This window comes from Enterobacter sp. 18A13 (assembly GCF_007035975.1).
GTDB classification, from domain to species: Bacteria; Pseudomonadota; Gammaproteobacteria; order Enterobacterales; family Enterobacteriaceae; genus Enterobacter; species Enterobacter vonholyi.
This window is the reverse complement of record NZ_AP019634.1, coordinates 1,896,062-1,915,785: the sequence shown is the minus strand read 5'-3', so window position 1 is coordinate 1,915,785 and position 19,724 is coordinate 1,896,062. Positions and strand designations below refer to the sequence as shown.

The following is a 19,724-nucleotide window of genomic DNA, read 5'->3' as shown; positions in this document are numbered from 1 at the left end:
GGAGAGAAAGATGAATCTGAACGGTAAAACCGCCCTGGTCACCGGCTCGACCAGCGGCATTGGCCTTGGGATCGCCCGCGTACTGGCGAAGGCCGGGGCGCAGCTTATCCTCAACGGTTTCGGCGATAGCGACTCAGCAAGAGAAGCTATTGCGCACCTGGGCAAAAAGCCGGGCTATCACGATGCGGACCTGCGTGACGTGCTGCAAATTGAAGCCATGATGCGCTATGCCGAATCGCAGTTTGGCGGCGTGGACATTCTTGTCAACAACGCGGGCATACAGCACGTGGCGCCGGTTGACGCGTTTCCGGTAGAGAAATGGAACGACATTATCGCCATTAACCTCTCGTCGGTGTTTCACACCAGCCGGCTGGCGCTGCCTGCCATGCGCGAGAAAAACTGGGGGCGCATCATTAATATCGCCTCCGTTCACGGGCTGGTCGCGTCAAAAGAGAAGTCGGCCTACGTGGCTGCCAAGCATGGCGTAGTGGGCTTTACGAAATCGCTGGCGCTGGAAACCGCGCGCACCGGCATTACCGCCAATACGATCTGTCCCGGCTGGGTACTGACGCCGCTGGTGCAACAGCAAATCGACAAGCGTATCGCCGACGGCATTCCGCCGGAGCAGGCTCGGGAACAGCTTCTGGCGGAGAAACAGCCTTCGGGCGAGTTTGTTACCCCGGAGCAGCTGGGCGAACTGGCGCTGTTTTTGTGCAGCGACAGCGCCGTTAACGTTCGCGGCGCCGCGTGGAATATGGATGGCGGCTGGGTCGCGCAGTGACGTTCAGGCCGGATAAGGCGAAGCCGCCTCCCGGCAAAAAATCTCTAGCTTGAGCAACTGACCTCCAGCCGCTTGCCCCAGTCAGGCGGGCGGCTGACGTAATCATCATCCCGGTCGGCAAACGGCGTGCGCAGCGCCACGTGCAGACGGTGTAACTCGTCGTACTCGCCCTGCTCCGCCTGCTCAATCGCCCGCTGCGCCAGCCAGTTGCGCAACACCATTGCGGGGTTCGTGGCGTTCATCTGCGTCTGGCGAGTCGCATCATCTACCTCTTCCTGCTGCAGCCGCGCGCGGTACGATGCAAACCAGTCGTCAAACGCCTGTCTGTCAATAAACTCATCGCGCAGCGGCGAGGCGGCGCTGTGCTGCTCCGTCTGCCCCAGCATCCGGAAGGTGCGCGTATAATCGCTGCCCTCGCGCGCCATCAGGGCAAACAGGCCATTGAGGATGTCGTTATCGCCCCTCTCCTGCGTCACCAGCCCCAGCTTGTTGCGCATCAGCGTGCCATATTCCCGCAGTAATATGTCCTGATAGCTGTCGAGCGCATCATTCAGGGCATCAACGTCGATAAACGGCGACAGGGTTTGCGCATGCCGCTGCAGGTTCCACAGGCCCACCGCGGGCTGATTGTCAAAACTGTAGCGCCCCTGATAGTCGGAGTGGTTGCAGATATACCCCGGCTGATAATCGTCCAGGAAACCAAACGGGCCGTAGTCGAAGGTCAACCCGAGAAGCGACATGTTGTCCGTATTCATCACGCCATGGGCAAAGCCTACCGTTTGCCAGCGGGCAATCAGGGTTGCGGTACGGGCCACCACATCCCTGAACCAGAGCACGTATTTATCCGCCTCGTCCATCAGATGCGCCCAGTGGTGGCGAATGGCAAAGTCTGCCAGCTGGCGCACCTTTTCCGGCTCGCGACGATAGTAAAAGTGCTCAAAATGACCGAAGCGCAGATGGCTTTGCGCGATACGCATCAGCATTGCGCCCTTTTCCACGGTTTCGCGCACAACCGGCGTATCGCTGGTAACGATCGACAGCGCGCGGGTGGTGGGGATCCCCAGGGCATGCATCGCTTCGGAGCCCAGGCATTCGCGGATCGTTGAACGCAGAACCGCACGCCCGTCGCCCATTCGCGAATAGGGCGTCAGGCCCGCGCCTTTCAGGTGCCAGTCAACCGTCTCCCCGTTGGGAAGCCGTTGTTCACCGAGCAGGATCCCCCTGCCGTCGCCCAGTTGACCCGCCCAGACGCCAAACTGATGTCCGCTATAAACCTGGGCCAGTGGTTGCATTCCGGCGAGTAACGTTTCGCCTCCCCAGACGCCAGCGCCCTCTGAACGCTGAAACAGCTCAGGCGGAATGGCCAGTTCTTCTGCCAGCAAATCGTTATGCCAGATAAGGCGTGAATTTTGTAACGGTGTTGGTTTGAGTGCGGTGTAAAAGCCGGGCAACTCGTCATGCCATTGAGCAGTAAAAGACAGGGTCATAGGTCCTCCTGCTTTTAGTGTAGAGGGTTTACCCGGAGTTAAACACGGGCGAAAGCAAGGGTTATCGCTGCTGAACCAGCGTTGTAACGTGCTCGGCAGAGACGGCTGGCCAAAGTGCGCCCTGCATGGCGCCAAAATTGAAGGACAACACGCGTTGCAACAGGCTGTGATCGTCAATGCCCGAGACGATCACTGACTGGCAATGCGGTGTGATTTGCCAGAGGATGGCGCGCATAAAAGGCTCAAAAGAGAGCTCCGGTGCGCGCTGCTGAATGAATCCTTTATCGAGGATAACCCGTTTAAATAATCCATCATAGACAGCTTTGAGCGAGGCGGCGCCTGCGCCAAAGTTTGCCAGCACCAACGGGAAATGGATTGCCATTCTCGCCAGCTGCAGATCGTCCTTGCCGTTATTTAAACCTGGATAATTCTCATTAACAGTAAACTCAAGAAACGGATAACGCTCAAAAATTGAAACAGCGTTTCCATTACTTAATAAAAATTCAACTATTGCAGGTGTAATATTGATCCATGCAATTAACTGATGCTGAATAAAAAACAGTTTACAAGTATCAAGCAATTGCAGTTTTTCGTTAAAAAGCACTAACTCTTCAGCTGCTGAAAGCCGAGGGATAACGAGTTCAGTGGGGATCCTCACATCGCTGCCGACGCCAGTAAAGTTAACCAGAACCTCTAAACCTTTAAGCTCCCCTGCGCTATTACGGGCGGGCAGAAGCAGCAGTTCAGACTGGTAAGCATTATCTAGCGTAATAATCATTGCACTCGCTCCGCATTACAGATGAGAGAGGACATCCTGGAGCAATTGCCGACACAATTCCACTGTCTTGATTTTAATAAGATTAATTTCATTAGTTCCGTATTTATTTTCAGATTTATCCCTGAATCTAAAATAATTTTATCCTGGTTGCAAAATAATAGCCAGTTTTAGATAAAACAGACATATGCAGGATTCGATAATTTTAGATAAATTTAACTTTAAGCATCTTATTTGAGAAAAAACGGCATGATTTATTAGTTACCATGCCGTCATAAGAGAAGTTTCTGACAAAGACTATATACGTCGTGCCTGCCAGAAATTTTTACGCCAGTAAACATTATCAAGAGAAGAACGCATCACGCCGCGGCTGGTCGAGGCGTGAATGAACTGATTGTCTGTATCATAAATGCCCACGTGCAGACCACTTTCACCCGAGCCGGTTTTGAAGAAAACCAGGTCCCCGGGCAGTAGATCGTCTTTATCAATTTCAGTACCAATTTCGGCCTGCTTGCGCGTTTCGCGAGGAAGCTGTAAATCAAACTTGTCGCGAAACGTCATCAGAACGAAGCCGGAGCAATCTACGCCGCCGCGGCTCATGCCACCGTAGCGATAAGGCGTACCGCGCCAGTTGCTCAGCTGGTCGTTGAGGCTGGCAATGACGGTGATCGAATCTGAAAGCCGTGGGTTAGGCGGCGGCGCACGATGGCTACTGCATCCCGCAAGAAAGAGTGCGGCCATCAGGATAAACCAGAATCGCATTTTCAGACGAATCCTCTGCTTTTTTTGTTCTTTTCGTAATTTAGCGTGCAATTGTGCTAAGAGGCAAGAAACGGTTACGTTTGCCCGGTAGAAATCAGCATCTTATGTCCCTCTATATCCAGCCTTCGGAACGACATGTTGTATGCGCGGGCAAGATGGGGCGGCGTAAGCACCTGATCCCGCGTACCGCTGGCGACCATCTTTCCCTGCGACAGTAGCCACACCCGGTGGGCATGACGCAGCGTGTGGTTGAGGTCATGACTGCTCATCACCACGGCAATGCCTTGTCGGCTCAGGGCGCTTAAAAGCGTATCCAGTGCTGCCTGCTGCGCCACATCCAGACCGCTCATGGGTTCATCGAGAAGCAGCATCCGCCCGTGAGGATTGCCTGCCGGGTGGATCTGAAGGATGACAGCCGCCAGTCGCACCCGCTGCCACTCTCCGCCGGAAAGCTGGCTGGCGTGCCGGGATAGTTTATCTTCCAGCCCGAGGGCCGCGGCCACGTCAGTCAGCAGTGCCGTATGTTGTTTGTCGTGCAAATGCAGCATCAGATAATGCCAGACCGGCATCGCAAAGGGCGGCACCTGCTGCTGCACGAGGTAACTGCGCCGATGCGCCAGCGAGACCGGTGACCAGTCGGCGAGCGTATGCTCAAGCAGCGTTATCTGCCCTTCTCCGTCAGTCATGCCTGCCATCCGTGCCAGCAGCGTGCTCTTTCCTGCGCCGTTCGGCCCGACAAGATGCAGGATTTCTCCCGCATTGACGGCGCCGGTCATCGGCTCAAGACGTCCCCTCTCGGCAACGTCCATGAGCTGCATCAGCAAAGACATTATTTCGCCAGCGCCAGCTTGATCGATTCCATGACGATCGGATCTTCTGGTGTCATATCGGGCGAAAAACGCTGAACGACCTGGCCATCGCGACCAATCAGGAATTTTTCAAAATTCCACAGGATATCGTCCGGGTAAAGCGGCGCGCGGCCTTTGCTGGCCATGCGTTCATAAAAACCGCTCCCTTCTGGCGCAACGGCCTTCGGCGCGGCAGCGATCAGCTTCGCATACAGCGGATGGCGGTCTTCGCCATTGACATCGATTTTGCTGAACATCGGGAACGTCACGCCATAGGTGGTGCTGCAGAAGGTTTTAATCTCTTCTTCGCTGCCCGGCTCCTGGCCCAGGAACTGGTTGCACGGGAAGCCCAGCACGGTAAAACCGTCTTTCTCCCAGGCCTTCTGAATATTTTCCAGCTGCTCGTACTGCGGCGTCAGGCCACATTTGGACGCCACGTTGACGATAAGCAGCACGTTGCCTTTGTAGCGTTCCAGCGTGGTTTTATCGCCATCAATGGTGGTCACTTCAGTATTCAGGATATCTGACTGCATAGCATTTCCTCAGGTTGTCGATTTAACGTCCAGCTTTTAATAGTAGCCAGATAAATACCGGCGCGCCCAGCGTGGCGGTCACCACGCCAATGGGCAGCTCTGCGGCCGTCAGGGCAAGCCGGGCGATGACGTCGGCCACCAGCAGCGTGACGGCCCCGGCAACCGCCGAGGCCGGAAGCAGGGTTCTGTGGTCCGTGAGGCCACACAGACGCAGAATGTGCGGGATCACCAGCCCGATAAAACCGATCGCGCCCGCCAGAGCCACGCTGACGCCGACCAGCCAGCCAATGGCTATTACCAGCACATTGCGCCAGAATCCAATCGGCATACCGAGCTGGCGGGCAGAGGTTTCACCCAGCGCGAGCATATTCAGCGGCTGCGCCTGCAGGGCAGCCCACACGATGACCGGTACCAGCAGCGCCATCAGCCAGCCCTGGTGCCAGTCAACGCCGCCAAAACCGCCCATCATCCAGTACATGAGCTGTCGCAGGTCAAAGGATGTTGAGAAGTAGACCGCCCAGGTCATCAACGCGCTACAGATGATCCCCAGCGCCACGCCGGCAAGCAGCAGACGGCTGGTCGATAAGTGCCGTCTGGCGAAACGAAGAAGGATCGCTGTGATCAGCAGTGCACCGAGAATAGCGCTCAGGCTAATACGCCATCCCGAGAGTTCTCCTCCTCCCAGCATTACCGCCGCTATCAGGCCTACGCCCGCTCCATTCGACACGCCGAGCAGCCCCGGCTCCGCCAGAGGGTTATCAAACAACGCCTGCATTATGGTACCGCATAGCGCCAGCGCGGCGCCGACCAGAACCACCGCGACGGTCCGCGGCAGGCGAATTTGCCAGACGAAGAGCTGCCCGTCAGGCCCCCACCAGCTTTCAGGCCCAATCCATCTGTCGCCCGCGCAGAGGCTCACGCCCACGGAGGCAATGAGCAACAGCACCAGCAAAAGCAGGTGACGCCGATCGGAACGGTGCTGGTGATGGGCATAATCAAGCATGTGTACGGTTTTAGTAGCGTGAGATGTAATTGATTTTACGGCGGGTTTGCCGAAGAGCGCAAAGAAAAAAGGCCGCATGGGCGGCCTTTTTAGTTAGTTCATATTACTCTGCTTTAGGCGTTGCGTTTTCGACACGGCTTTTTAACTTCTGGCCGGGTCTGAAGGTCACCACGCGGCGGGCTGTAATGGGAATATCTTCCCCCGTCTTCGGGTTGCGGCCCGGACGTTGGTTTTTGTCTCGCAAATCAAAATTGCCAAAACCGGAGAGTTTTACCTGCTCACCATTTTCCAGAGCACGACGGATCTCTTCGAAAAACAGCTCTACCAGCTCTTTGGCATCCCGTTTGCTAAGCCCAAGCTTATCAAACAGATATTCTGACATTTCAGCTTTTGTAAGCGCCATAGGTTCAATCCCTCAATGATGCCTGGAATCGCTCTTTTAATGCCTCTACACATTTGGCGACGGTAGCGGCAATCTCCTCTTCTTCGAGTGTACGGCTGGTATCCTGAAGGATAAGGCTAATAGCGAGGCTCTTGAAACCTTCTGCTACGCCCTTGCCGCGGTACACGTCAAATAAGTTTACGCCAACTACCTGATTTACGCCAACTTTCTTACATTCGGCCAAAATATCTGCTGCGGGCACATTTTCCGCGACCACAACCGCGATATCACGGCGGTTTGCCGGGAAGCGGGAGACGTCCTGAGCCTGAGGAATCACGCGGTCAGCCACCGGGTTCCATTCCAGCTCGAACACGATGGTACGGCCGTTCAGGTCCAGTTTACGCTCCAGCTCAGGGTGAACAACCCCAATAAAACCAACGCGTTTGCCGTCTAAATAGATGGCAGCGCTCTGGCCCGGATGCAGGGCCGGGATGGCTTCTGCGCGGAATTCAATTTCAGATAATTTACCGGTCAGATCCAGAATCGCTTCCAGATCGCCCTTCATATCGTAGAAATCAACCGTCCCTTTTGCCAGGTCCCAGTGCTCTTCATAGCGGTTACCGCTGATGGCGCCAGCCAGCATGAGATCCTGACGGATGCCTAAATTTGCCTGATTATCCGGTACAAAGCGCAAACCGCTTTCGAAAATGCGCACGCGGTTTTGCTGACGATTCTGGTTATAAACGATAGTACCCAGCAGACCCGTCCACAGGGACAGACGCATCGCGGACATTTCGCTGGAGATTGGGCTTGGCAGGATCAGCGCTTCCTGGCCCGGATGGATCAGCTGCTGCAGTTTTGGATCAACAAAGCTGTAGGTGATCACTTCCTGGTAGCCTTTGTCGTTCAGCATGGTTTTCACACGCTTCAGGGACAGGTCGGCTTCACGGTGGGTGCCCATCACCAGACCTGCCTGCACAGGCTCGTCAGGGATGTTGTTGTAGCCATAAACACGGGCCACTTCTTCCACCAGATCTTCTTCAATTTCCATGTCGAAACGCCATGACGGCGCAACGGCTTTCCATTCGTCCTGGCCTTCGGTTACTTCACAGCCCAGACGCTTCAGGATATCGGTCACCTGCGCATCGGCAACGTGGTGACCAATAAGACGATCCAGCTTGCTGCGGCGCAGGGTGATGGTCGCACGCTTCGGCAGCGTCGCTTCGTTGGTGACGTCGATAACCGGGCCCGCTTCACCGCCGCAGATGTCGATCAGCAGGCGGGTCGCACGTTCCATCGCTTTATACTGCAGCGCCGGGTCAACGCCGCGCTCGTAGCGGTGAGAGGCATCGGTATGCAGGCCGTGACGGCGTGCGCGACCGGTGATGGAGAGCGGGCTGAAGAACGCGCATTCCAGCAGCACGTTTTGCGTCTCGTCGTTGACGCCCGAATGCTCGCCTCCGAAAATACCGCCCATTGCCAGCGCTTTGCTGTGGTCAGCAATCACCAAAGTGTCGGCGTTCAGTTTCGCTTCGCTGCCGTCCAGCAGAACCAGGGTTTCGCCCTCTTTCGCCATGCGCACAACGATGCCGCCGTCGATACGATCTTTATCAAACGCGTGCATTGGCTGGCCCAGCTCCAGCAGGACGTAGTTGGTCACGTCGACCACGGCGTCGATAGAGCGAATACCGCAGCGGCGCAGCTTCTCTTTCATCCACAGCGGAGTTGGCGCTTTCACGTTGATGCCTTTCACCACGCGACCGAGGTAGCGCGGGCAGGCATCCGCAGCGTCAACCTGAATAGGCAGCACGTCACTAATGGTCGCTTCAACCGGCGCGATCTCCGGCGCGTTCAGTTCGGTCTGGTTCAGCACGGCCACGTCGCGCGCCACGCCGATAATACCTAAGCAGTCGGCACGGTTTGGCGTGACGCTGATTTCAATAGTGTTGTCGTCAAGCTTCAGGTATTCACGGATATCGGTGCCGACTGGCGCATCCAGCGGCAGCTCGATGATGCCGTTGTGATCGTCGGAAATACCCAGCTCGGAGAAGGAACACAGCATGCCTTCAGACGGCTCGCCGCGCAGCTTAGCCGCTTTAATTTTGAAATCGCCCGGCAGTACCGCCCCGACGGTCGCCACGGCCACCTTCAGGCCCTGACGGCAGTTTGGCGCACCGCAGACGATATCCAGCAGACGGTCACCGCCCACGTTCACTTTTGTCACGCGCAGTTTGTCAGCGTTAGGGTGCTGGCCGCACTCTACCACTTCACCGACGACCACGCCGTTGAATGCGCCGGAAACCGGCTCAACGCCGTCCACTTCCAGGCCCGCCATGGTGATCTGGTTAGAAAGCGCGTCGCTGTCCAGCGTGGTGTTCACCCACTCGCGTAACCACAGTTCACTGAATTTCATTGTTCTGTCCTGCCCTTATTTAAACTGTTTGAGGAAACGCAGATCGTTTTCGAAGAATGCACGTAAGTCGGTCACGCCGTAGCGCAGCATGGTCAGACGCTCCATGCCCATACCGAAGGCAAAGCCGGAGTAGACTTCCGGATCAATACCTACGTTGCGCAGCACGTTTGGATGCACCATGCCGCAGCCCAGCACTTCCAGCCACTTGCCGTTTTTGCCCATCACGTCAACTTCCGCAGACGGTTCGGTGAACGGGAAGTAGGACGGACGGAAACGAACCTGCAGATCTTCCTCAAAAAAGTTGTTCAGGAAATCGTGCAGCGTGCCCTTCAGGTTGGTGAAGCTGATGTTTTTATCAACAATCAGGCCTTCCATCTGGTGGAACATTGGGGTGTGGGTCTGATCGTAGTCGTTACGATAGACGCGGCCCGGCGCGATAATACGGATCGGCGGTTCCTGCTCCTTCATGGTACGGATCTGAACGCCGGAGGTCTGAGTACGCAGCAGACGCGTTGCGTCGAACCAGAAAGTGTCGTGGTCAGCGCGTGCCGGATGATGGCCAGGAATGTTCAGGGCGTCGAAGTTGTGGTAATCATCTTCGATTTCCGGGCCAGTCGCCACGGTAAAGCCGAGCTCACCGAAGAAACTTTCAATGCGATCGATGGTGCGGGTAACCGGGTGCAGACCGCCGTTCTCGATGCGGCGACCCGGCAGAGAGACGTCGATCGTCTCGGCAGCCAGACGCGCATTCAGCACAGCGCTTTCCAGCTCGGCTTTACGCGCGTTAAGCGCCTGCTGTACCTGCTCCTTGGCTTCGTTAATCACCGCTCCCGCTGCCGGACGTTCTTCTGGCGGCAGCTCACGCAGGGTTGTCATCTGAAGGGTCAGGTGCCCTTTCTTCCCAAGATATTCGACGCGGACATTGTCTAACGCGGCAACATCTGGGGCCTGATTAATGGCGGCTGTTGCACTGGCAACCAGCTCTGCGAGATGTGACATGATTTTCCTCATTATGTCGGTGCAGACACCGATTTGGTGGAGTTATTCTCTCAAATTCAGGCACAAAAAAAGCCTCCATCGGGAGGCTTATCTGGCGCTGTTTTTCGTTTCATCTTTCACGCGCTAGCCTCCTGAAATCAGGTGCTAAAGTAAAAGAAGAAGCGGAAAATAGCAGCATTCATGCTTGCGTTACCTTGTCTGGTAAAAACCGTTAAGACCTTATTGAAAAGCCTGCACGGGTAAATGTCAATCTTCTTACAGGGTTATATGAAAAGAGGGAGCCAGGCCCCCTCTCTCAACTGGCTTATGCCAGTGCTGCTTTCGCTTTTTCGACTAGAGCGGTGAACGCTACTTTGTCGAATACTGCGATGTCAGCCAGGATCTTACGGTCGATTTCAACAGAGGCTTTTTTCAGGCCGTTGATGAATTTGCTGTAAGAAATACCGTTCTGACGTGCTGCTGCGTTGATACGCGCAATCCACAGTTGACGGAACTGACGCTTACGCTGACGACGGTCACGGTAAGCGTACTGACCTGCTTTGATAACAGCCTGGAAGGCAACGCGGTAAACGCGTGAACGCGCACCGTAGTAGCCTTTAGCTTGTTTCAAAATTTTCTTGTGACGTGCACGTGCAATTACACCACGTTTTACGCGAGCCATATGTGCTCTCCTGTATCTATATTCTTAGTAAAAAATTAAACGTTAACGGCTTATGCGTACGGCAGGCACGCGATAACCAGACCCAGATCGCCTTTAGAAACGAGGCCTTTTGGACGCAGGTGACGTTTACGCTTAGTAGATTTTTTGGTCAGAATATGACGCAGGTTTGCGTGCTTACGCTTAAATCCACCACCACCGGTTTTTTTGAAGCGCTTAGCAGCACCGCGTACGGTCTTAATTTTTGGCATCTTAATAACTTCCACTTCGCATTGTTAAATAAACGAAACATAGGCGAACAAAACCTATGAAACCCGAAGGCTCCACAGATTTTGCTGCTTGAAGGCCTTACTGTTTCTTCTTAGGAGCGAGCACCATGATCATCTGGCGGCCTTCGATCTTCGTAGGGAAGGATTCGACTACTGCCAGTTCACTCAGATCGTCACGGACGCGGTTAAGCACTTCCATACCAATCTGTTGGTGGGCCATCTCACGACCGCGGAAACGCAGTGTGATCTTGGCCTTATCGCCATCTTCCAGAAAGCGAATCAGGCTGCGGAGTTTTACCTGATAATCGCCATCGTCGGTACCAGGACGGAATTTGATTTCCTTAACCTGGATAACTTTTTGCTTTTTCTTCTGTTCCTTAGAAGACTTACTCTTTTCATAAAGGAACTTGCCGTAGTCCATGATACGACAAACTGGCGGTTCGGCGTTAGGGCTGATTTCAACTAAATCTACTCCAGCTTCTTCAGCTTTTTCGATCGCTTCTCTCAGACTCACAATCCCCAGTGGTTCACCTTCAAGATCTGTTAAGCGAACTTCCTGGGCGCGAATCTCGCCATTGATACGATTCGGACGTGCCGTTTGAACTCGTTTTCCGCCTTTAATACCTTATTCCTCCAGTTGTTGAAGACTGCGGCTGCGAATCTCTTGTTGCAGCTTCTCAATCACTTCACTTACGTCCAGGCTGCCCAGGTCTTTACCACGGCGGGTGCGAACGGCAACTTTGCCTGCTTCCACCTCTTTATCACCACAGACCAACATATACGGGACACGACGTAAAGTGTGCTCGCGGATTTTAAAGCCAATCTTCTCATTTCTCAAGTCTGCTTTTACGCGAATGCCCGCATTTTGTAGTTTCTGCGTCAATTCTTTAACGTAATCCGCCTGAGAATCGGTAATGTTCATCACCACGACCTGCACTGGCGCAAGCCAGGTTGGGAAGAAGCCAGCGAACTCTTCGGTCAGGATGCCGATGAAGCGCTCCAGAGAACCGAGAATAGCACGGTGAATCATTACCGGTACCTGACGTTCGTTGTCTTCGCCAACATAAGAGGCGCTTAAACGCTGCGGCAGGGAGAAGTCCAGCTGTACAGTACCGCACTGCCATGCGCGATCGAGGCAGTCATACAGGGTAAATTCAATTTTCGGACCGTAGAATGCGCCCTCACCCAGCTGGTATTCGAACGGAATGCCGTTCTCTTCCAGCGCCACGGCGAGATCCGCTTCTGCGCGATCCCAGGTCTCATCGCTGCCGATACGTTTTTCCGGACGCGTTGAGAGTTTGACCACGATCTTCTCGAAGCCAAAGGTGCTGTACATATCGTAGACCATACGAATACAGGCGTTAACTTCGTCACGAACCTGATCTTCAGTACAGAAGATATGCGCATCATCCTGAGTAAAGCCACGAACACGCATCAGACCGTGCAGCGCACCTGATGGTTCGTTACGGTGGCAGCTACCGAACTCCGCCATACGCAGCGGCAGGTCGCGGTAGGATTTCAGACCCTGGTTAAAGATCTGAACGTGACCCGGGCAGTTCATTGGCTTGATGCAGTATTCACGGTTCTCAGACGAGGTGGTGAACATCGCATCTTTGTAGTTGTCCCAGTGGCCGGTTTTTTCCCACAGCACACGGTCCATCATGAACGGGCCTTTTACTTCCTGATACTGGTACTCTTTCAGCTTGGAGCGTACGAACGTTTCGAGCTCACGGAAGATGGTCCAGCCGTCGTTATGCCAGAACACCATACCCGGCGCTTCTTCCTGCATGTGGTACAGGTCAAGCTGCTTGCCGATTTTACGATGGTCACGCTTCGCCGCCTCTTCCAGGCGCAGCAGGTACGCGTTCAGGGCTTTTTTATCGGCCCACGCGGTACCATAGATACGCTGCAACATCTTGTTGTTGCTGTCACCGCGCCAGTAGGCGCCGGCGATCTTCATCAGCTTAAAGTGATGACAGAAGCGCATGTTCGGCACGTGCGGTCCACGGCACATGTCGACGTATTCTTCGTGATGGTACAAGCCAGGCTTGTCATCATGGGAAATATTTTCGTCAAGAATAGAGACTTTATAGCTCTCGCCGCGCTTCACGAAGGTTTCACGCGCCTCGTGCCAGCTGACTTTCTTCTTGATGACGTCATAGTTCGTTTCGGCGAGCTCGTGCATACGTTTTTCGAGCGCGTCGATATCTTCCTGAGTCAGAGTATGGTCAAGGTCAACGTCGTAGTAGAAACCATTGTCGATAACCGGACCGATCGCCATTTTGGTGTTTGGCCACAGCTGTTTGATGGCATGACCTAACAGGTGCGCGCAGGAGTGACGAATGATCTCCAGACCTTCTTCGTCTTTCGCGGTGATGATGGCAAGCGTCGCATCGTTTTCAATCAGATCGGAGGCATCCACCAGCTCACCGTTAACACGGCCAGCAATAGTCGCTTTCGCGAGACCAGGACCAATGTCCAGGGCAACATCCATTGGGCTAACAGCACGGTCGAAATGGCGTTGGCTGCCATCAGGAAGAGTAATTACAGGCATTTTATATCCTTATTTGCAGTGATGCCCCACACATAAGAGCATATACAAAGAAAATAATCGTGATTTGACAATAGATTACGACACCATCTGACCAACAATCGTCAAATTGGTTCGTCATCATTCACCTGCCGAATTCAGATTAATTCGGATTTACGGCAAGCGACGTAATGTTAACACTAACGGAAAGGAGATTGCACCCTCTGCGGCCAGATTGATGGGCTGGCACTTTCGCACGAATTTGCAGGTTGCTTCTCCCCTGTGCTCGCATTTCGAAGATGCTGGGCTACTCTTGAACAGGTCCTTAAACCCAAAGGTGCATACCATGAACGTATCCAGTAGAACGGTTGTGATATTGAACATCCTTTCCGCCACAGGTTTATTGTTGATTCTCGCCGAACGATTCCACTGGTTCTGAGCCAAACCCTACGCTGGCATAACCCAATCGATCCTGAAAAGGGGCATATTTCGGCCCTGTTTGGTAGACTGTGGATATTAACGAACAAGGATTAGGTTATGCCAACAAAACGATTTGCCGTAAAACACTGGAAAATGGTGCTGGTGCTGATTGCCATCTGCGGCGTAATGCTGCTACTCCGTTGGGCGGCAATGATTTGGGGCTAGGGGCGAATGCAGGTCATCAGAAGGGACATCAAAAAGTCACAGACAATAAGCGGGCCGACATCATCATCGGCCCGCTTTTATTACATTCTATAACCCAGTGAAACCGTGGTTCTGCGGTCGGTATGATCCGGCGCAGATTCTGGTGGTGAAGAGTTCCAGGTCACGTTGTAGGCGAGTTTCAGACCAAAGTGTTCGTTGATAGCCACGTTAAGCGCCGTCTCAGAGTTCAACGTCGTATCGTCGGCACCAAATACAGAAACACCCTGGGTAAATTTGGTGTTGTCAGTCATCTGCCAGGCATAGGTACCGGAAGCGTAACCGAGCGGTTGAGTTTTGGTATCGCCATTGGTGTATTCGTCATACCGCACACCCGGACCGAATTCAAAACGGAAGCTGTGTACCGGTCCGTTCAGGAACTGACGACCATAACCGGCGGTGAAGACATCGCGCTGGCGATAACCGTTGTAACGGTCAGTTAACCAGCTCCCCTGACCAAACAGATAGTCATAGTCGGTCATGTTGTAACGGCTACGTCCGCCTACCGCATATTTCTCGGAAGAGCGTTCGTCGTTAGCGGAAGTGTTGCTGGCATTACCCCACAGAGACCAGGCGGTAGTATTACCGTACCATGTGAGCGTACTGTCCGCCGTCAGAGAAGAGCTTTTCGTGTTACCGGATTGTGCCAGGTACCCAGCATTCAGGTTACCTTCAAACGGTTTTTTCGCGGTGGATGGATCGTCCATGACAGTAAAAACGGAATCATCGGCGGTCGCGTTCATAGCCGCAAACACGCCACCCGCCAGCATCAGTGCAGCGGGCACTGTCTTTAAAAGCTTCATTTTATTAAGGAGTCCGTACAACAAAAAAAGAGACCACACGGTCCCGGAATCTTTCTTGAGGATCAATGACAAGGCGTCCAGAGAAAGGTAACAAATTATAAAAAGCCGCAAATAACATAGCAATGTTTTCTTATTTCATTTTTTGAATAAGAACGATCTCAAAAAGCGTTTTATTTTATATATCTCCGGCCTGACTTTTATTCAGTATTCATATTTAAAATCATACTGTTATTTACATTGCCTTCCTGACAAATGGTGCCAGACTAAAAGGAACCCATGCTAAAAGGAGGTAATGATGGTTTCTATCTACACCCTGACGCTCTCCCCTTCCCTTGATTCCGCCACCCTGACGCCGCAGATTTACCCGGAAGGTAAATTGCGCTGTAGCGCCCCGGTCTTTGAGCCTGGCGGCGGCGGGATCAACGTGGCACGCGCCATTACCCATCTCGGCGGCAAAGCCACGGCCATTTTTCCCGCAGGTGGTGCTACCGGTGAACACCTGGTCTCTCTGCTGGCCGATGAACAGGTGGCCGTAGACACCGTCGAGGCGAAAGACTGGACGCGGCAAAACCTGCATGTCCACGTGGGATCCAGCGGCGAACAGTACCGGTTTGTCATGCCGGGCGCGAAACTTACCGATGACGAGTTCCGTCAGCTTGAAGAAAAAGTGCTGACGATAGAAAGCGGCGCGCTGCTGGTGGTAAGCGGCAGCCTGCCGCCTGGCGTCAGCACGGAAAAATTGACGGCGCTGATTCAGTCTGCACAGCAACGCGGTATCCGCTGCATCGTTGACAGCAGCGGCGAGGCCCTGCAGGCGGCACTGGTGCCGGGCAATCTGGAGTTGGTCAAACCCAACCAGAAAGAGTTAAGCGCGCTGGTCAACCGCGAACTGACGCAGCCTGACGATGTTCGCACCGCCGCGCAGGAGCTGGTGCGCAGCGGCAAAGCGCGGCGCGTAGTCGTCTCCCTTGGCCCTCAGGGGGCGCTTGCAGTTGATGAATCGTCATCCGTTCAGGTTGTTCCGCCGCCGATGAAGAGTCAGAGCACGGTTGGCGCGGGTGACAGCATGGTGGGCGCGATGACGCTCAAACTGGCGCAGGGCGCGTCTCTGCTCGAAATGACACGCTACGGCGTGGCGGCGGGTAGCGCCGCCACCATCAACCAGGGCACGCGTCTCTGTTCACTTGCCGATACGCAAAAAATCGTCGATTACCTGTCCCGAAATTAACGCCTGTTCCCCTTCGTCTTTACGGAGGGGAATGTCATCACCGAGTCGCCAAACGCAAACTATCGACTATGCTAAGAAAACTTCCATGATAACAATGAGGTGAATTATGAGCAGTGGTGACATCACACGCTACGTCGTGACCATCAACCTTCATGAGGCATCGCTGACCGAGCTGAATGAGCTCAACAATGCGTTTACCCGGGCTAATTTTCTCCTCACGCTGACGGATGACGAAGGCAATATTCATGATTTAGGCACCCTGACATTTGGTCTGATCGGCGCCCTGAGCCAGGAAGAGGTTCAAGCGCTGGCCGCCAGTCTGGTGGAGAGCGTGACCGACAAGCCTGGCGAAATTAACGTGGAAACCTGGGAAAGCTGGCGAAAAAAAGAACAATAAGTGCGCTGCATGAATTTAAACCGCTCAGGTGTGCGTTAGTTCGTATTTTTTTACCGCAATTATGCGCTAACTTTATGATCTGGCAGACAACATGGGAGAGTGAACATGTGGCAGGCTATCAGTCATCTTTTACGTGAGCAGCTGGGTGAAGGTGAAATTGAACTGCGTAACGAACTGCCAGGCGGTGAGATCCACGCCGCGTGGCATTTACGCTACGCAGGGCGCGATCTTTTCGTTAAATGCGATGAACGAGAGCTGCTTCCGATATTTACCGCCGAAGCCGATCAGCTGGAGCTGTTGTCGCGCAGTAAAACGGTGACGGTCCCACAGGTTCTGGCCGTAGGTAGCGACCGCGATTACAGTTTCCTGGTGATGGAGTACCTCCCCGCCCGTCCGCTGGACGCGCATAATGCATTCATTCTTGGCCAGCAGCTAGCGCGCCTCCATCAGTGGAGCGACCAGCCGCAGTTTGGGCTCGATTTTGACAACGACCTCTCCACCACGCCACAACCCAATGCCTGGCAGCGTCGCTGGTCGACTTTTTTTGCCGAGCAGCGCATTGGCTGGCAGCTTGAACTTGCCGCCGAAAAAGGGCTGGAATTTGGCAATATTGATGCCATCGTCGAGCATGTTCAGCAGCGTCTGGCCTCCCACCAGCCTCAGGCGTCTCTGCTTCACGGCGACTTATGGTCCGATAACTGCGCGCTGGGTCCAAACGGCCCCTACATCTTCGACCCGGCCTGCTACTGGGGTGACAGAGAGTGCGATCTTGCCATGCTGCCGCTTCATCCGGAGCAGCCGCCGCAAATATATGACGGATACCAGTCGGTTTCTCCCCTGCCGCCCGGTTTCCTCGACCGCCAGCCGGTGTATCAGCTTTATACGCTGATGAACCGGGCCATACTTTTTGGTGGAGAACACCTGGTTAACGCCCAGCGGGCACTTGAGCGTATGCTTGCCGCCTGAGACGCGAACGGGTGGCTATGCAGCCACCCGTGTCGCTTACAGAAAACCGAGCAGTGAGAAGAAGAAATATCCCGCCACAATGATAATCACGGGAAGAATATAGAGCGGGAAAATTTGCAGGAAAATGGTGTGACGCGGCACAACAATGCGGGATTCAATCTGCTCCCGACTCATGCCTTCCGGGCCTTTGGCCTGCTCCAGAATCAACTGATCCTCAACGCCTTCGCGTAAAAAGCGCGTCTGACGGCTCATTCGCGCCCCAGAGGCCTGCAGTGCCAGCGCGACAAAGATCAGGGCGTATATCACCCAAAAGCCGATATTCAGCTGTTGATGAAAATCCGGGGTGGGTGAGTTAAACCAGAAGACATTCAAAAATGGCGTATTGAAACGCATCATCTCAATCATAACATGCGCAAAATCAAGCATTACCGCATTGATACCCGGCTGTTTTTCGCTGTGGTCGTACATAAATTTGAGTACAGAAATCAGCGTAGAAATGACGGCAGGAATAAAAATCACCCAGCCTGCAATACGTTTTAAGACCGCAATGCGTCCAGCTTGTTGATACGTCATCAGTTCCTCTTCATAAAGACGCGTTATTTGTGCCTAAGTCTACCTGCTGGTCATCAATTTCGCCCGCTCTTTAAAAGCAATATGCTAAATTGCAGATTGTGCTTAGCACTTATCGTCTGTCGTACACCCTGGATAAGGAGACGTTGTGATGTCGACACCGCGCCAAATACTTGCCGCAATTTTTGACATGGATGGATTACTGATCGATTCCGAACCGCTGTGGGATCGCGCCGAACTGGACGTTATGGCCAGCCTGGGCGTGGATATCAGCCGCCGTAATGAACTACCCGATACGCTGGGCCTGCGCATCGACATGGTGGTTGACCTGTGGTTTGCCCAACAGCCGTGGACTGGACCGGGGCGAGACGAGGTGACCGCACGCATTATCAGCCGTGCCATTTCGCTGGTGGAAGAGAACAAGCCGCTGCTGCCCGGCGTACGTGAGGCCGTCGCGCTGTGTAAAGCCCAAGGGCTGAAGGTCGGACTGGCCTCGGCTTCACCGCTGCATATGCTGGAAAAAGTGCTCGTCATGTTTGAACTGCGCGACAGTTTCGACGCGCTGGCGTCCGCTGAAAAATTGCCTTACAGCAAGCCGCACCCGCAGGTCTATCTGGACTGCGCCGCTAAGCTCGGCCTGGATCCCCTCAACTGCGTTGCGCTGGAAGACTCCGTTAACGGCATGGTCGCCTCTAAAGCCGCGCGGATGCGCTCCATTGTGGTGCCTGCGGAAGAAGGACGCCACGATCCCCGGTTTGCCCTCGCCGATGTGAAGCTAAATTCACTGGCAGAACTCACGGCGCATCATCTGCAGGGCGGTTAACGCCCTCCTCCGGTTTGTGACAAACAGTTACACCGTCACCTCTTCCGCCTACTGTATAAAAACCCTATACTGTATGAATTGACAGTTTTGTGGGTTTTATCATGACGGCGGAAGGCCACCTGCTTTTTTCAATCGCGTGCGCAGTATTTGCCAAAAACGCTGAACTTACCCCCGTGCTGGCACAGGGGGACTGGTGGCATATTGTTCCTTCCGCCGTATTGACCTGTCTGCTGCCCGACATCGACCACCCCAAGTCCTTCCTGGGACAGCGCCTGAAGTGGGTGTCTAAACCCATCGCCCGCGCGTTCGGCCACCGGGGGTTTACGCACAGCCTGCTGGCCGTGTTTGGCCTGCTGACGCTGTTCTATTTAAAAGTGCCCGAAAGCTGGATCGTCCCCGCTGACGCTATCCAGGGGATGGTGCTGGGCTATTTAAGCCATATCCTTGCCGATATGCTGACGCCTGCGGGCGTGCCGCTACTTTGGCCCTGCCGCTGGCGTTTCCGTTTTCCCATCCTTGCGCCGCAAAAAGGTAACCAGCTTGAGCGGGTATTGTGCATGGCGCTGTTTGCTTACGCCGTCTGGATGCCGCAAACGTTGCCCGAAAACAGTGCAGTCCGCTGGTCTTCCCAGATGATTAATTCGCTGCAATTTCAGTTTAATCGCTTTATTCATCACCAGATTGAACAGTAAACCAACAAATTTATCCCATTTGTCATAACCCATTCCATTTGGATATAAGCGCTACATCACACTTCTGCTAACCTTCCGCCAACAGGATCGGTAAAAACCGACCCGATAATAAATCAGGAGAACG

General features: G+C 54.0%; 24 protein-coding genes and 1 other annotated feature. Of the genes, 8 read left to right on the top strand and 16 right to left on the bottom strand.

All coding sequences use genetic code 11. The features are described 5' to 3' along the window. The first annotated feature begins 10 nt into the window (after positions 1 to 10). Positions 11 to 781: a 3-hydroxybutyrate dehydrogenase gene (locus FOY93_RS09450; protein ID WP_136194717.1), complete on the top strand. Its 771-nt coding sequence runs from the start codon at positions 11 to 13 to the stop codon at positions 779 to 781. Positions 782 to 825: 44 nt separating this feature from the next. On the opposite strand, the gene selO is transcribed toward FOY93_RS09450, so the two are convergent. The 14 genes from selO to thrS form a co-directional block, all read right to left on the bottom strand. Next, entirely contained in the window at positions 826 to 2,268 is a 1,443-nt protein-coding gene (selO, locus tag FOY93_RS09445; RefSeq protein WP_143345000.1) for a protein adenylyltransferase SelO, read from the bottom strand. A gap of 61 nt (positions 2,269 to 2,329) precedes the next feature. After that, on the bottom strand, positions 2,330 to 3,046 hold the full coding sequence (locus FOY93_RS09440) for an EAL domain-containing protein (RefSeq protein WP_136194716.1): 717 nt from the start codon (positions 3,044 to 3,046) through the stop codon (positions 2,330 to 2,332). Between the two features lie 294 nt (positions 3,047 to 3,340). Continuing rightward, positions 3,341 to 3,805, bottom strand: a complete 465-nt coding sequence (locus tag FOY93_RS09435) for a C40 family peptidase (protein ID WP_111965616.1) — start codon at positions 3,803 to 3,805, stop codon at positions 3,341 to 3,343. Between the two features lie 74 nt (positions 3,806 to 3,879). After that, the gene (gene btuD, locus FOY93_RS09430) at positions 3,880 to 4,635 is read right to left on the bottom strand and encodes a vitamin B12 ABC transporter ATP-binding protein BtuD (RefSeq protein ID WP_127730480.1); all 756 of its coding nucleotides are present in this window, start codon (positions 4,633 to 4,635) and stop codon (positions 3,880 to 3,882) included. Continuing rightward, on the bottom strand, positions 4,635 to 5,186 hold the full coding sequence (locus tag FOY93_RS09425) for a glutathione peroxidase (RefSeq protein WP_111965614.1): 552 nt from the start codon (positions 5,184 to 5,186) through the stop codon (positions 4,635 to 4,637). Before FOY93_RS09425 ends, btuD begins: the two co-directional genes overlap by 1 nt. 22 nt (positions 5,187 to 5,208) lie before the next feature. Next, the gene (gene btuC, locus FOY93_RS09420; RefSeq protein ID WP_143344999.1) at positions 5,209 to 6,189 is read right to left on the bottom strand and encodes a vitamin B12 ABC transporter permease BtuC; all 981 of its coding nucleotides are present in this window, start codon (positions 6,187 to 6,189) and stop codon (positions 5,209 to 5,211) included. 103 nt (positions 6,190 to 6,292) lie between these two features. Next, positions 6,293 to 6,592 (bottom strand): integration host factor subunit alpha, encoded by a 300-nt coding sequence (gene ihfA, locus FOY93_RS09415; protein ID WP_003857805.1) that lies wholly within the window; start codon positions 6,590 to 6,592, stop codon positions 6,293 to 6,295. A gap of 4 nt (positions 6,593 to 6,596) precedes the next feature. Further along, a complete protein-coding gene (gene pheT, locus FOY93_RS09410; protein ID WP_143344998.1) occupies positions 6,597 to 8,984 on the bottom strand; it encodes a phenylalanine--tRNA ligase subunit beta in 2,388 nt (795 codons plus the stop codon). A 15-nt stretch (positions 8,985 to 8,999) separates the two neighbouring features. Continuing rightward, positions 9,000 to 9,983, bottom strand: a complete 984-nt coding sequence (gene pheS, locus FOY93_RS09405) for a phenylalanine--tRNA ligase subunit alpha (RefSeq protein ID WP_143344997.1) — start codon at positions 9,981 to 9,983, stop codon at positions 9,000 to 9,002. A gap of 62 nt (positions 9,984 to 10,045) precedes the next feature. Further along, positions 10,046 to 10,170: a sequence feature (Phe leader region), on the bottom strand. Further along, on the bottom strand, positions 10,121 to 10,165 hold the full coding sequence (gene pheM, locus FOY93_RS23520) for a pheST operon leader peptide PheM (RefSeq protein WP_001386830.1): 45 nt from the start codon (positions 10,163 to 10,165) through the stop codon (positions 10,121 to 10,123). Its footprint overlaps the feature before it by 45 nt. A gap of 117 nt (positions 10,171 to 10,287) precedes the next feature. Beyond that, a complete protein-coding gene (gene rplT, locus FOY93_RS09395; RefSeq protein WP_000124850.1) occupies positions 10,288 to 10,644 on the bottom strand; it encodes a 50S ribosomal protein L20 in 357 nt (118 codons plus the stop codon). A gap of 50 nt (positions 10,645 to 10,694) precedes the next feature. Continuing rightward, complete coding sequence (gene rpmI, locus FOY93_RS09390; RefSeq protein ID WP_003030583.1) at positions 10,695 to 10,892, bottom strand: 50S ribosomal protein L35; 198 nt, start codon at positions 10,890 to 10,892, stop codon at positions 10,695 to 10,697. Between the two features lie 97 nt (positions 10,893 to 10,989). Beyond that, complete coding sequence (infC, locus tag FOY93_RS09385; RefSeq protein WP_014069901.1) at positions 10,990 to 11,532, bottom strand: translation initiation factor IF-3; 543 nt, start codon at positions 11,530 to 11,532, stop codon at positions 10,990 to 10,992. Between the two features lie 3 nt (positions 11,533 to 11,535). Continuing rightward, positions 11,536 to 13,464 (bottom strand): threonine--tRNA ligase, encoded by a 1,929-nt coding sequence (gene thrS / locus FOY93_RS09380; RefSeq protein WP_008500657.1) that lies wholly within the window; start codon positions 13,462 to 13,464, stop codon positions 11,536 to 11,538. A gap of 214 nt (positions 13,465 to 13,678) precedes the next feature. Here thrS and yncL point away from each other — a divergent pair, with 214 nt between their 5' ends. Together yncL and yniD are read left to right on the top strand one after the other, a co-directional pair. Further along, a complete protein-coding gene (yncL, locus tag FOY93_RS23950; RefSeq protein WP_332107296.1) occupies positions 13,679 to 13,879 on the top strand; it encodes a stress response membrane protein YncL in 201 nt (66 codons plus the stop codon). Positions 13,880 to 13,977: 98 nt separating this feature from the next. Next, complete coding sequence (gene yniD / locus FOY93_RS09370) at positions 13,978 to 14,085, top strand: small membrane protein YniD (RefSeq protein ID WP_143344996.1); 108 nt, start codon at positions 13,978 to 13,980, stop codon at positions 14,083 to 14,085. A gap of 80 nt (positions 14,086 to 14,165) precedes the next feature. Here the strand turns inward: yniD and FOY93_RS09365 are convergent, their stop codons facing one another. Next, the gene (locus tag FOY93_RS09365) at positions 14,166 to 14,924 is read right to left on the bottom strand and encodes a DUF481 domain-containing protein (RefSeq protein ID WP_111965612.1); all 759 of its coding nucleotides are present in this window, start codon (positions 14,922 to 14,924) and stop codon (positions 14,166 to 14,168) included. 295 nt (positions 14,925 to 15,219) lie between these two features. Here FOY93_RS09365 and pfkB point away from each other — a divergent pair, with 295 nt between their 5' ends. From pfkB to FOY93_RS09350, 3 genes are all read left to right on the top strand, one after another. Then, entirely contained in the window at positions 15,220 to 16,152 is a 933-nt protein-coding gene (gene pfkB, locus FOY93_RS09360; protein WP_136195009.1) for a 6-phosphofructokinase II, read from the top strand. 106 nt (positions 16,153 to 16,258) lie between these two features. Beyond that, positions 16,259 to 16,549 (top strand): type V toxin-antitoxin system endoribonuclease antitoxin GhoS, encoded by a 291-nt coding sequence (ghoS, locus tag FOY93_RS09355; protein WP_136194712.1) that lies wholly within the window; start codon positions 16,259 to 16,261, stop codon positions 16,547 to 16,549. Positions 16,550 to 16,654: 105 nt separating this feature from the next. Continuing rightward, positions 16,655 to 17,515, top strand: a complete 861-nt coding sequence (locus FOY93_RS09350; RefSeq protein ID WP_024909435.1) for a fructosamine kinase family protein — start codon at positions 16,655 to 16,657, stop codon at positions 17,513 to 17,515. A 36-nt stretch (positions 17,516 to 17,551) separates the two neighbouring features. Here the strand turns inward: FOY93_RS09350 and FOY93_RS09345 are convergent, their stop codons facing one another. Further along, positions 17,552 to 18,088, bottom strand: coding sequence for a YniB family protein (locus tag FOY93_RS09345; RefSeq protein ID WP_023311291.1), 537 nt, complete (start codon positions 18,086 to 18,088; stop codon positions 17,552 to 17,554). Positions 18,089 to 18,236: 148 nt separating this feature from the next. Here FOY93_RS09345 and hxpB point away from each other — a divergent pair, with 148 nt between their 5' ends. Further along, positions 18,237 to 18,908 (top strand): hexitol phosphatase HxpB, encoded by a 672-nt coding sequence (gene hxpB / locus FOY93_RS09340; RefSeq protein ID WP_127730474.1) that lies wholly within the window; start codon positions 18,237 to 18,239, stop codon positions 18,906 to 18,908. Between the two features lie 101 nt (positions 18,909 to 19,009). Then, positions 19,010 to 19,600, top strand: coding sequence for a metal-dependent hydrolase (locus tag FOY93_RS09335; protein ID WP_014883483.1), 591 nt, complete (start codon positions 19,010 to 19,012; stop codon positions 19,598 to 19,600). Positions 19,601 to 19,724: the final 124 nt, after the last annotated feature.

What these genes read in the sequence shown, in the direction of transcription:
- FOY93_RS09450 (WP_136194717.1), top strand. Translation starts at nt 11, where the DNA reads ATGAATCTGAACGGTAAAACCGCCCTGGTCACCGGCTCGACCAGCGGC.
- selO (WP_143345000.1), bottom strand. Translation starts at nt 2,268, where the DNA reads ATGACCCTGTCTTTTACTGCTCAATGGCATGACGAGTTGCCCGGCTTT.
- FOY93_RS09440 (WP_136194716.1), bottom strand. Translation starts at nt 3,046, where the DNA reads ATGATTATTACGCTAGATAATGCTTACCAGTCTGAACTGCTGCTTCTG.
- FOY93_RS09435 (WP_111965616.1), bottom strand. Translation starts at nt 3,805, where the DNA reads ATGCGATTCTGGTTTATCCTGATGGCCGCACTCTTTCTTGCGGGATGC.
- btuD (WP_127730480.1), bottom strand. Translation starts at nt 4,635, where the DNA reads ATGTCTTTGCTGATGCAGCTCATGGACGTTGCCGAGAGGGGACGTCTT.
- FOY93_RS09425 (WP_111965614.1), bottom strand. Translation starts at nt 5,186, where the DNA reads ATGCAGTCAGATATCCTGAATACTGAAGTGACCACCATTGATGGCGAT.
- btuC (WP_143344999.1), bottom strand. Translation starts at nt 6,189, where the DNA reads ATGCTTGATTATGCCCATCACCAGCACCGTTCCGATCGGCGTCACCTG.
- ihfA (WP_003857805.1), bottom strand. Translation starts at nt 6,592, where the DNA reads ATGGCGCTTACAAAAGCTGAAATGTCAGAATATCTGTTTGATAAGCTT.
- pheT (WP_143344998.1), bottom strand. Translation starts at nt 8,984, where the DNA reads ATGAAATTCAGTGAACTGTGGTTACGCGAGTGGGTGAACACCACGCTG.
- pheS (WP_143344997.1), bottom strand. Translation starts at nt 9,983, where the DNA reads ATGTCACATCTCGCAGAGCTGGTTGCCAGTGCAACAGCCGCCATTAAT.
- rplT (WP_000124850.1), bottom strand. Translation starts at nt 10,644, where the DNA reads ATGGCTCGCGTAAAACGTGGTGTAATTGCACGTGCACGTCACAAGAAA.
- rpmI (WP_003030583.1), bottom strand. Translation starts at nt 10,892, where the DNA reads ATGCCAAAAATTAAGACCGTACGCGGTGCTGCTAAGCGCTTCAAAAAA.
- thrS (WP_008500657.1), bottom strand. Translation starts at nt 13,464, where the DNA reads ATGCCTGTAATTACTCTTCCTGATGGCAGCCAACGCCATTTCGACCGT.
- yncL (WP_332107296.1), top strand. Translation starts at nt 13,679, where the DNA reads ATGGGCTGGCACTTTCGCACGAATTTGCAGGTTGCTTCTCCCCTGTGC.
- yniD (WP_143344996.1), top strand. Translation starts at nt 13,978, where the DNA reads ATGCCAACAAAACGATTTGCCGTAAAACACTGGAAAATGGTGCTGGTG.
- FOY93_RS09365 (WP_111965612.1), bottom strand. Translation starts at nt 14,924, where the DNA reads ATGAAGCTTTTAAAGACAGTGCCCGCTGCACTGATGCTGGCGGGTGGC.
- pfkB (WP_136195009.1), top strand. Translation starts at nt 15,220, where the DNA reads ATGGTTTCTATCTACACCCTGACGCTCTCCCCTTCCCTTGATTCCGCC.
- ghoS (WP_136194712.1), top strand. Translation starts at nt 16,259, where the DNA reads ATGAGCAGTGGTGACATCACACGCTACGTCGTGACCATCAACCTTCAT.
- FOY93_RS09350 (WP_024909435.1), top strand. Translation starts at nt 16,655, where the DNA reads ATGTGGCAGGCTATCAGTCATCTTTTACGTGAGCAGCTGGGTGAAGGT.
- FOY93_RS09345 (WP_023311291.1), bottom strand. Translation starts at nt 18,088, where the DNA reads ATGACGTATCAACAAGCTGGACGCATTGCGGTCTTAAAACGTATTGCA.
- hxpB (WP_127730474.1), top strand. Translation starts at nt 18,237, where the DNA reads ATGTCGACACCGCGCCAAATACTTGCCGCAATTTTTGACATGGATGGA.
- FOY93_RS09335 (WP_014883483.1), top strand. Translation starts at nt 19,010, where the DNA reads ATGACGGCGGAAGGCCACCTGCTTTTTTCAATCGCGTGCGCAGTATTT.